Genomic DNA, 10,162 nt, shown 5'->3' on the forward strand with positions numbered 1-10,162 from the left:
GATGTCGGAACCCGCTTCCATGATCAGCTGGCGGAACGCCATGTCCGGGTCGCTGCCGGGGAACTCGCCGTCCGGCGGGAATGCATCGGTGCGCATCGCGTAGGCGTGCGCGTAGTCGGGGGCGTCGTAGTAGATCTGGTCGCCCACATTGCGACTCAGAAAGTAGTTGCTGCGCCACGGTTCGGGGATGTACTGGACCAGCTCGCCGCGCCGGGGCACCGGGTGGACATCCGAGTCGACGCACCGCACGGCGATGCGCTCGGCGGCCGGAACGCGCTCTTGTGAATGGGTCAGCGTCATTTCGATCTCCTCGCTCTCCCTAACTTCTTCTATTCTGCGACTAGCCGGTCGCACAGTCGACCGAGTCGACCGAAATGTCGATGCCGTACAGGTCGGCCGCGTTGCGCCAGCACAGCTTCTCCCGTTGCGCGGCAGATAGTGCCTTGGGCAATTTGTGGATGTCGCCGCACTGCCAGTGCGGGTAGCTCGAGCCGAACATCACCATGTCTTCTTTGCCGGTGAAGCCGAACCACTCGCCGGCGAACTCGGTGTCGCCGGGGCCGTCGAGGCTGCCCTGGACGAAAAACACATGCCCGGGCAGGTAGTCGCTCGGCATCCGGGGCGCCCACGGCGTCTGCTCGAGGTGCGGCCGGCCGAAGGTGTCCATTCGCCACATGAACGGCGTGATGAAATCCGCGGCGCCGTCGCCCCAGACGAATTTCAGGCCGGGGAAGCGTTCGAACACGCCCTCGGCGATCATGTTCATCTGGTGGTAGATGTAGTTCAGCGCCATGAAGCTCACGTAGTGCTCGTAGACCCGGGTATTGCCGTTCGGGGTCGGCGGATTGGCGATACCCGAACCGACCTCGATGTGCGCGGCCACCGGAAGCCCCGCCTCGGCCGCCGCTTCCCACAGTGGCCAGAACTGCGGTTTGCCGTAGACCTCACGCGACTGCAGTGGGACGCCGATCTGGACCACCCGCGGGTGCGAGCGCCACTTCTCGATTTCCTTCAGTGCACCCGCGATGTCGTCGGGGTTCACCCGGATAGTGCCGCGGAACCGGTCGCCGAAATGGCTGTGCTCCAGCCATTTCGACACCATCATCTCGTTGTGAGCCGCGTGTAGCGCGCTGCCCAGATGCCGGTCCGGCATGATGCCGCGCGCCATCGGATGCAGCACCGCGATGTCGACGCCGCGCTTCGAAAAGAGTTCATTGCCAACGAATTCAGGGTCCGAGCCCGGGTACTGGCGGTCCGGCCCCTCGGTGTTGGGCGCGTACTCGCCGCCCGGCGCCCCGTACCAATCCATCTCGTAGTCGGGGAAACCACGACTCTTGAACGGTTCGCGCAAAACCGACCGCAGCTCTTTATTGGACGAGAAGAAGATGTGCACGCTGGCATCGATCAGTGGCGTACGTGTCCCGTCCGGGTGTTCTATCACCTAAACCGCCCTTCGCGGCTCCGACGATCCCGTCGGGCCTGCTGGCCATACGATAGGCAATCTAACATTCCCATTCACCGCTAATCAACGGGTTTCCGGTAAGCATTTCGATTAATCATCGCACCTGGTAGCGGGCGCAATTGCGGGTAGCGTGTGTAAGCGTTGTTCTTGCTCACCGATAATATCATTCTCCTGGTTCGGGGCTCCCCGCGCCCACTGGGCCCACTGGGCCGACAGTGACGCCGGCGGCTCGTTCGATCGGTTTGATGGCCGAGGTGAAATCCGAATCGGCGCCCTCGTCATGCATGGCGGTCTCCCAGATTCGCCCGACCGCTTCGGCGACCTCGACCGGCACACCGAGGGCCTTCGCTTCGTCGAGGTACAGCCGTACGTCTTTGACCATCAACCCCGTGGCAAAGCCGTAGTCGAACGTGCGCGGGAGGATCGCACGCGGGAACTTGTCGCGGCTCGCACTCGTCGCGCCAGAGCCCGCATTGAGCGCGTCGATCATCACCCCGGGGTCCAGACCGGACTTGACGCCCATCACGACGACTTCTGAAGTCGCGACCAGGACGGTGGCCGCCAGGATGTTGTTGGCCAGCTTCATCGTCTGCGCGGAGCCGGGCGCCTCACCGATGTAAAGCGGCTTGCCGATCGTCTCGAAAGCCGGCCTGAGTAGGTCGAACTCCGCGCGGGGGCCCGAGACCATCAAGGCCAGTGTCCCGTTTTCGGCTCCGCTCACGCCGCCGCTGACCGGGCTGTCGACCGTCGCGATATTGCGTGCGGCGAGCAGATCATGAATCTGGACCGCCGTTCGGCTACCGACGGTTGAGAGGTCGACGTAACGCTTGACTCTGCTGCCCTCGATCACGCCACCGGCACCGGCCGCTACGGCCAGTGCGACTTGGGGCGACGGCAGGCTGGCCAGCACGGTCTCCGTCAGGTCGGCGACCTCTTTGGGCGACGAGGCCGGCTGCACTCCGACCTCGACGGCCCTGTCCAGTGCTTCCGCGCGAGTGTCGAATCCGACGACGCGGTGATTCGCCTGAATGAGGCGCCGTGCCACCGGAAAGCCTATGTGGCCCAAGCCAATAAATCCGATCTCCACTTCGACCGCCTTGCTCTCGCCGACCCTCTCGGCTGCGGCGCTGCCGAAAGTTCCTGGCGAGATTGTCACTGTGCTATTAAGAGAATAGTATTCTCACAGCACGTTAACTGATCTAAGGAGCTGGCCGGATGCTGTTGGAATTCGACGCCGATCAGCGGCTCTGGCAGGAGACAGTGCGTGATGCCGTTGGCAAGCAATGCCCGCCGGCGCTGGTGCGAGGTGTCGCCGAAGATGGCCTGGACCCCACCCCGGTCTGGAAGGCCTATGTGGAGCACGGCTGGACCGAGATGAGCGACCCGGGGACTGCCGTCGAGCTTGCCATTGTGCTGGAAGAGTTGGGCCGCGCCACCGATCCGACTCCGTTTCTGGCGACGATGAGCCAGTTCGCACCGTTGGCGGCGGATCGGTTCGACCCGCAGGCATCCGGAACCGCCGTCTACACCGGGGTGACGGCGCACCGGGATGCCGACGAATGGGTGTTGGACGGCACGGCCAAGCATGTGCTGGATGGGGATCGTGCCGAGTGGTTGGCGGTGGTCACCGATGCCGCGGTCTTCATCGTCAGCGCCGCCGAGGTGGGTGGGCAGGTGTCGAGGCGACGCAGTTCCGTGTTCGACCCGGTGTTGCATGTCGCCGATGTGACATTCAGCGGCCTTCGAGTGCCCGACACCGCCCGGGTGCGTGTCGATACCGAGCGCGCGCATCATGTGGCACTGATGGGCATGGCCGTGACGATGGTCGGTGCTTGCCAACGCATTCTGGATCTCGTGCTGGACCACGTGCGCAGCCGTCACCAATTCGGAGTGCCGATCGGCTCGTTTCAGGCGGTTCAGCACAAGGCCGTCGACATGCACGTCGCGGTGGAGCGGGCCCGCGCACTGGCCTACTACTCAGCGTTGACGATTGCTGAGGACGACCCGCGTCGGCGGCTGGCCGCCGCAATGGCGAAAGCGGCCGCGGGCGAGTGCCAGTCGCTGGTCTTTCGCCATGGCCTGCAACTGTTCGGCGCGATGGGCTTCACCTGGGAGAACGACCTGCAATTCGCGTTGAAGCGGGCCAAGGCCGGCGAGCTCCTGCTCGGCGGGGCCGCCGAGCACCGGGCGATGATCACCGAGGAGTACCGTGCAGCTCACCTTTGATCCCGATGTCGAGGCATTCCGCGCGGAATTCGTCGCCTTCCTCGACGAGCACATGCCGGCTGCCGCCGCTGAGGCGTTGGAGCGGCCGAAGTCGGTGTCGCACATGCCGGCCTGGGCACGCCGATGGCAGCGGCTGCTGTTCGACAACGGCTGGCTGCTGCCTACTCAGCCGCCGGAGTTCGGCGGTCGCAACGCAACCGTCTTGCAGCAGTACGTCTATTTGGCGGAGCTGTGCCAGCGCCGGATCTACCACAGTTTCAACCCGCAGGGCGTGAATATTATTGCGGCATCCCTGATTTCGTTCGGGTCTGACGAGCAGAAACAGCGTTGGGCAGTGCCGATCCTGCGCGCCGAAATCACCGCGTCGTTGGGGATGAGTGAACCCAGCGCCGGGTCGGATCTGGCGTCGCTACGCACAAAAGCGGCCCGTGACGGTGATGATTTTGTCGTGAATGGCCAGAAGGTATGGACGTCGGGCGCGCATGATGCGGACGTGTTGCTGACCTTTGTGCGTACCGATCCAGATGCCCCCAAGCACAAGGGGATCAGCGTGTTGCTGATCCCCACCGATACTCCAGGCGTGGTGCGCCGGCCATTTCCTTCCATCTGCGGGCAGGATGATCTGGACTTCAACGAGGTGTTCTTCACCGACGTGCGAGTGCCGGCCGAAAATCTGGTCGGCCCGCTCAACCAGGGCTGGCGGGTGGCCAACGGATCGCTGGGGCACGAACGCACGATGATGTGGCTGGGGTTCGCCGATCGGCTGGACAATGTCCTCGCCGATTTCCATCCCACCAACGCACTCGAACGTGACCAGTACGCCACCACGCTGATGGACTTTTCTGCACTACGCCTGCTCGGGTCGGTGGCCCTGGCCCGCGCCGCTCGTGGGGAGGAGGATGTCCCTGCGCTGTCGGTGCTCAAGTTGCTCGGTTCAGAAGCCGAGCGGCAAGCGTGTGAAAACGCTTTAACAGCAGCCGGATCCGATGGCCTGGCGCACCCCGCACTGACGGGTGCCTACGCGCCGATGAACCTCGACCACTACTTCGGCAGCTGGTTCGAGCGATACGCCCGCAGCTTCTCGGGCACGATCGCCGGCGGAACCTCCGAGATCCAGCGCAACATCATTGCCCAACGGGTGCTCGGATTGCCCACCCGCTGACCGGCGATAGCGTTGCGAAGGTGCGGCTGGCTTCACGCTCGGCGGGTAGTCAGTCGATGACCGCGGCTTCCTTGCGTTCGGTGATGGGCCTGGCCAGCTCCTGCCCGTCGCAGATACGTTGCAGCTTCTGCAGCGTTTCGTCGAGACCGGCGCCAAGGCGGGGGCCGGCGGTGAAGGTGGCCGGCAGGTGTCGCATGCCCTGGATGACGCCGATGGTCTCGTAGTGGACGGTGCCCTCGGGGTCGCAGTTGTAGTCCGGCATCCGGTCAAGCACCGCGGTGAGCATGGATTTGAACACGGTGCGGGCCACGTTCGAGCCGATGCAGCGATGCACGCCGAGGCCGAAGCTGAAGTGGCGGTTGCCTTTACGATCCATGATGATTTTGTTGGGCTCGGTGAACACTGACGGATCGCGATTGGCCATCGCCCAGGAAATCCACAACCGCTCGCCCTCTTTGAACTGTGTTCCTTCGATCTCGACGTCGTCGGAGAAGGTCCGTCCGTCGCCGGGGGCCGGGGTGAAGTACCGCAGGAATTCCTCGGTGGCTGAGTCAAGCAGGGTGTCCCGCTCGCGGCTGAGCCGCTCGCGCTGATCGGGGTGCTGGGAGAGCCATTCCATCGAGTGGGCGGTCAACGCCGTGGTGGTGTCGAATCCGCCGCCGATGACCAGTCCGAGGTTGCCCATGATTTCCAGGTCGGGAGCGGGCTCCCCGTCGATCCGCAGCTGGATGAGCGCGTTCACGATTCCCGGCCGCGGGTTCTCCCGGATCTCGATCATGTTGTTCAGCAGATCCAAGCCCATCTGCCGATGCATGGCGACAATGCGGTCGATGTCCGGGGAGTGCTCCGGGGTGTAGACCGAGGCATGGACCGGCTCGCTGTAGATCGCCCAATTCTTCAGTGGGATACCCAGCATCGCCAGCGTCAGCACCGCCGGCACGATGTTGGCAAGATCGTCGACGAAGTCGATGCGGCCTTCCTCGATCTTCTCGTCGAGGCACGCGCGGGTCACGTCGTCGATGAAAGGCGCCCAGCGCTTGACCGCGGCCGGCGACAGGTACGGGTTGAGCTCGTTGCGATAGATGCGGTGCTCAGGATCGTCCATCTCCAGGATGCCGCCTCGCACACCGCTTGCGCGTTTGGCTTTCGGGATCGAAATACCTTGGTAGCCACGACGTTCACCGTTGATGTCGTGATCGTTGGACACGGCCGGGCATCGGGCGAGCTCGAACACCGCCTGGCTGCCGCCGGCGACCCAATGGCCCTGGTAGGTGTCGGTCCAAGCCACCGGGCACTTGGCGTGGATGTCCTCGGTGATTTGCTCGAATTGGGTTCGATATTCGGGAGTGTGCCGGTCGAAGTGATACCGGTTCTTCTTCCGATCGCTGTCGCTCACGATGTCGTCGACGCTCACGATGTGGACTCGGTAATCGTGATCGCTTGTTCCGGGCAGGACTGTGCGGCTTCCCGGACGACGTCTTCCTGGTCAGGTGGAACGTCTTCCGAGACTGCCGACGAATGACCTTCGATGTCGTCAAGCACAAACGAATCCGGCGCGATCATCGCGCACAGCGTGTGCCCTTGGCAGCGATCCGAATCAACGTGAACTTTCACAACTTTCCCTGTCCCAACAGATTGTCCTCTCAGGTGTTTCGGCCGCCGTTGACGCCGAGGATTTGCCCGGTGATGTAGCCGGCTTCCTCGGAGACCAGGAAGGCGCAGGCCGCGGCGATGTCCTCCGGCTTACCCATCCGGCGCACTGGCGTCGCGGCGATCGTCTTTTCGATGTCGCCGAGGTGGCCGTTTTCCTCGGCGCTCCGCAGCATCGGGGTGTCGATGAAACCCGGCGGCACCGCGTTGACCGTGATGCCGCTGGGCCCGTACTCCAGCGCCAGCGATTTGGTGAGCCCGTTGACCGCGGATTTGGCCGCCACGTAGTGAGCCATGTACGGAGCGCCGGAGTGGGTGCTCGACGAGGAGATGTTGACGATGCGACCCCACCCGGCTTCCAGCATGTCGGGCAGCACGGCTTGGATCATGTGGAAGACCCCGTTGAGGTTGACGTCGATCAGCCGCTGCCATTCCTCGAACGCGATGTGGTTGAACCGTTTGAACCCGTCCAGTCCGGCGGCGTTGACCAGAACGGTGATCGGGCCCAGTTGCTCGCGGACCGCCGCGAGCGCAGCGTCCACTTGCGAACGGTCGGTGACGTCGGCGGTGAAGGCGAGTTGCGTCTCGGACGGCTTGAGGTCGACGGTCGCGACTCGGTAGCCGTCCCTACGGAGCCGCTCAGCGACAGCCAGGCCGATTCCGGAACCGCCTCCGGTGACGACGGCCGTTGTCACCCGGTGACCCCGTCAAAGACCGTCTCAGGCACAAAGAACCTCCCTTCCAATTATGAGAACCTTACTCTCACGTTACACAGGCTCGCAAGGCGGCCGAGAAACCCCGTTCTTCCTGCAAAGACACTGTGAATTCGGGGCGGCCTAACCGTCTCCGAGTATGGCAGTCTCGTTTCTTGCGTTTCGTTGAATTCTCGTTCCCGGAATGTAAGATTCGCCCGGGATGAGAATGAAATTATCCACATGTCGAGGAGCCGTTGCGGTGTCTGTTCAGGGAGTCGCCTGATGAGACCGCTGGAAGGCATCCGCGTCCTCGAGGTCGCCATGTACGGGTTCGTCCCGTCGGCGGGTGCGGTGCTGGCCGAATGGGGCGCAGACGTCATCAAGGTCGAGCACGCGGTGACCGGTGACCCGCAGCGCGGCCTGCGGCAGACCGGCTTGTTGCGCGTCGAGGGCGACCCCAATCCGAACATCGAGCACGCCAACCGGTGCAAGCGCAGCCTCGGCCTGGATATGTCGGTGCCCGAAGGCAAGGAAGTGCTCTACGAGCTTGCGCGCCGCTCGGACGTCTTCTTGACCAGCTTCCTGCCGGGACACCGGAAGAAGTTCGGCATCGACGTCGACGACATCCGTGCGGTCAACCCCAAGATCATTTACGCCCGAGGCAGCGCCTTGGGCCCGCGGGGAGCGGAGTCGGAAAAAGGCGGGTACGACATGACCGCCTTCTGGTGTCGGGCCGGAACCGCCGCCACCATCACCCCGGCCGGGATGGAGGGCATGATCGCGCCGCCCGGACCCGCCTACGGCGACACCATCTCCGGCACGAACCTCGCCGGCGGCATCGCGGCGGCGTTGCTCAAACGCGAGCGCACCGATGAGCCGTCGGTAGTGGATGTCTCATTGCTGGGCAGCGGTCTGTGGTCGATGGGCCACACCGTGGCGTTGACGGTGCATCTCGGCCAGCGCATGGAGGCGTTCCCGCCCGGCGTGCACGGCTCGCCGATCAACCCACTGGTGGGGCTCTATGCGACATCCGACGGTCGCTACATCTCCTTTGTGATGATGCAAGCCAGCAAGTTCTGGGCCGACGTGTGCCGTCACATCGACCAACCGGAACTGGCAGACGACCCGCGGTTCGACACCGATGAAAACATCGCCGCCAACACCGCGGAGGCCGTGCGGATCCTCACCAAAGCGATCGCCGCACGCAGTCTCGCCGAATGGAGTGAACGCTTCGCGACGCTCGCCGGACCGTGGGCACCCGTTCAGGACACCTTGCAGGCAGCCGACGACGCTCAGATCCGGGCAAACGAATACGTGGTGCAGGCAGGCGAACTCGAGTTGGTCGCCAACCCTGTGCAATTCGATGTGGCCGCGCCCGAGTCGGGGCCGGCTCCCGGGTTCGCCGAGCAGACCGACGACATCTTGATGGAGCTCGGATTGGACTGGGACCGCATCATCGAGCTCAAAACTATCGGTGCCGTCACTTAATTCGGAGGTCCCTCGGTTGTCAATTCCCACTCCCGCCGCACGCGGCATGAGTCATAATCGCCGGACGCTTCAGAAAGTGGGGTTTGTTCGGCCCGCGTTGTTGGGTGCGCCAACTCACGCGAGTGCAAGGGAGGGACTGGCGTGAGGATGGTAGGCACCCATGGCGACTAAAGGGGCGGAGCGCTGGTCCACCGGGATCAGCCTGCCGAACGGTCTCTCGGGGGCGATGCAGGGCGTCGGAGGGCTTTTCGCGATGGGGGCGGACGCGGTCAGGTTTGTGTTCCGCAGGCCGTTCCAGTGGCGAGAATTCTTGGATCAGTCCTGGTTCATCGCGCGCGTTGCATTACTTCCGACGTTCTTGGTCGCCATCCCCTTCACGGTTCTGATCAGCTTCATTCTCAACATCCTGCTGCGGGAATTGGGCGCTGCGGACCTCAGTGGTGCGGGTGCTGCGTTCGGCGCAGTCACTCAGGTCGGCCCGCTGGTGACGGTGTTGATTGTGGCCGGCGCCGGTGCGACGGCGATGTGTGCGGACCTTGGCTCGCGCACCATCCGCGAAGAGATCGACGCGATGGAGGTGCTGGGCATCAACCCCGTCCAGCGGCTGGTGACGCCCCGGATGCTCGCGGCTGGTCTGGTCGCGCTGTTGCTCAACAGCCTGGTCGTCATCATCGGGATCACCGGCGGCTATGTGTTCTCGGTGTTCGTGCAGGGCGTCAACCCGGGCGCGTTCGCCGCGGGGATCACGCTGCTGACCGGGGTGCCCGAGGTGATCATCTCGTGCGTCAAGGCAGCGCTGTTCGGCGTCATCGCCGGCTTGGTGGCGTGTTACCGCGGACTGACAGTCTCCGGTGGAGCCAAGGCGGTGGGCAACGCCGTCAACGAAACCGTGGTGTATGCGTTCATGGCGCTCTTCGTCGTCAACGTGGTCGTTACCGCGATCGGCATCCGATTCACGACGAAGTGATGGGACGCCTGCCGTGACGGTGATTAAGTCGTTGAGAGCCACCTACCCCCGGACTTTCGGGGTGCTCGGCCAGTGGCGCAGACCGGTCGCCACTCTGGGCTCGATCGGCGACCACACCGCGTTTTACGGGCAGGCGATCGCCGGCATACCCTTCGCGATCACCCGCTACGGGCGGGAGATCATCCGCCTTGTCGCCGAAATCAGCATGGGCGCAGGAACATTGGCGATGATCGGCGGAACCGTCGCGATCGTCGGCTTCCTGACACTGGCCGCCGGCGGCACGCTCGCCGTGCAGGGGTATAGCTCGCTGGGCAATATCGGCATCGAAGCGCTGACCGGATTCCTGGCGGCATTCATCAACGTCCGTATCGCGGCGCCGGTGGTCGCCGGGATCGGCTTGGCCGCCACCTTCGGTGCCGGCGTGACCGCACAATTGGGCGCCATGCGGATCAGCGAAGAAATCGATGCGTTGGAAGCCATGGCGATTCGGCCGATTTCCTACTTGGTCAGCA

General features: G+C 64.0%; 10 protein-coding genes and 1 pseudogene. 5 read left to right on the plus strand and 6 right to left on the minus strand.

Annotated features, from left to right (window positions below):
- The 3 genes and pseudogenes from VNW74_RS14650 to VNW74_RS14660 all read right to left on the minus strand — a co-directional run.
- Positions 1–300, minus strand: a pseudogene (locus tag VNW74_RS14650) (amidohydrolase); the annotation flags it as partial.
- A 40-nt stretch (positions 301–340) separates the two neighbouring features.
- The gene (locus tag VNW74_RS14655) at positions 341–1,441 is read right to left on the minus strand and encodes an amidohydrolase family protein (RefSeq protein WP_325678004.1); all 1,101 of its coding nucleotides are present in this window, start codon (positions 1,439–1,441) and stop codon (positions 341–343) included.
- Between the two features lie 184 nt (positions 1,442–1,625).
- Entirely contained in the window at positions 1,626–2,549 is a 924-nt protein-coding gene (locus VNW74_RS14660) for an NAD(P)-dependent oxidoreductase (RefSeq protein WP_325678019.1), read from the minus strand.
- A gap of 128 nt (positions 2,550–2,677) precedes the next feature.
- On the opposite strand from VNW74_RS14660, the gene VNW74_RS14665 reads away from it, so the two are divergent.
- Both VNW74_RS14665 and VNW74_RS14670 read left to right on the plus strand, forming a co-directional pair.
- Entirely contained in the window at positions 2,678–3,688 is a 1,011-nt protein-coding gene (locus VNW74_RS14665; RefSeq protein ID WP_325678006.1) for an acyl-CoA dehydrogenase family protein, read from the plus strand.
- Positions 3,672–4,850, plus strand: a complete 1,179-nt coding sequence (locus VNW74_RS14670) for an acyl-CoA dehydrogenase family protein (RefSeq protein ID WP_325678007.1) — start codon at positions 3,672–3,674, stop codon at positions 4,848–4,850. The genes VNW74_RS14665 and VNW74_RS14670 overlap by 17 nt, the downstream gene beginning before the upstream one ends.
- A gap of 49 nt (positions 4,851–4,899) precedes the next feature.
- Here the strand turns inward: VNW74_RS14670 and VNW74_RS14675 are convergent, their stop codons facing one another.
- Genes VNW74_RS14675 through VNW74_RS14685 form a run of 3 tightly spaced genes read right to left on the minus strand, consistent with a single transcriptional unit; the run spans position 4,900 to position 7,195 of the window.
- The gene (locus VNW74_RS14675; RefSeq protein ID WP_325678009.1) at positions 4,900–6,264 is read right to left on the minus strand and encodes a cytochrome P450; all 1,365 of its coding nucleotides are present in this window, start codon (positions 6,262–6,264) and stop codon (positions 4,900–4,902) included.
- Positions 6,261–6,464: a ferredoxin gene (locus VNW74_RS14680; protein WP_325678011.1), complete on the minus strand. Its 204-nt coding sequence runs from the start codon at positions 6,462–6,464 to the stop codon at positions 6,261–6,263. Before VNW74_RS14680 ends, VNW74_RS14675 begins: the two co-directional genes overlap by 4 nt.
- A gap of 29 nt (positions 6,465–6,493) precedes the next feature.
- The gene (locus VNW74_RS14685) at positions 6,494–7,195 is read right to left on the minus strand and encodes an SDR family NAD(P)-dependent oxidoreductase (protein ID WP_325678013.1); all 702 of its coding nucleotides are present in this window, start codon (positions 7,193–7,195) and stop codon (positions 6,494–6,496) included.
- 282 nt (positions 7,196–7,477) lie between these two features.
- On the opposite strand from VNW74_RS14685, the gene VNW74_RS14690 reads away from it, so the two are divergent.
- The 3 genes from VNW74_RS14690 to VNW74_RS14700 form a co-directional block, all read left to right on the plus strand.
- Positions 7,478–8,683, plus strand: coding sequence for a CoA transferase (locus VNW74_RS14690; RefSeq protein WP_325678015.1), 1,206 nt, complete (start codon positions 7,478–7,480; stop codon positions 8,681–8,683).
- 160 nt (positions 8,684–8,843) lie between these two features.
- A complete protein-coding gene (locus tag VNW74_RS14695) occupies positions 8,844–9,650 on the plus strand; it encodes an ABC transporter permease (protein ID WP_325678017.1) in 807 nt (268 codons plus the stop codon).
- A gap of 22 nt (positions 9,651–9,672) precedes the next feature.
- A partial coding sequence (locus VNW74_RS14700; RefSeq protein ID WP_325678021.1) for an MlaE family ABC transporter permease occupies positions 9,673–10,162 on the plus strand: 490 nt, incomplete at its 3' end.

It is taken from the genome of Mycobacterium sp. (assembly GCF_035570115.1).
In the GTDB taxonomy this organism is placed as follows: domain Bacteria; phylum Actinomycetota; class Actinomycetes; order Mycobacteriales; family Mycobacteriaceae; genus Mycobacterium.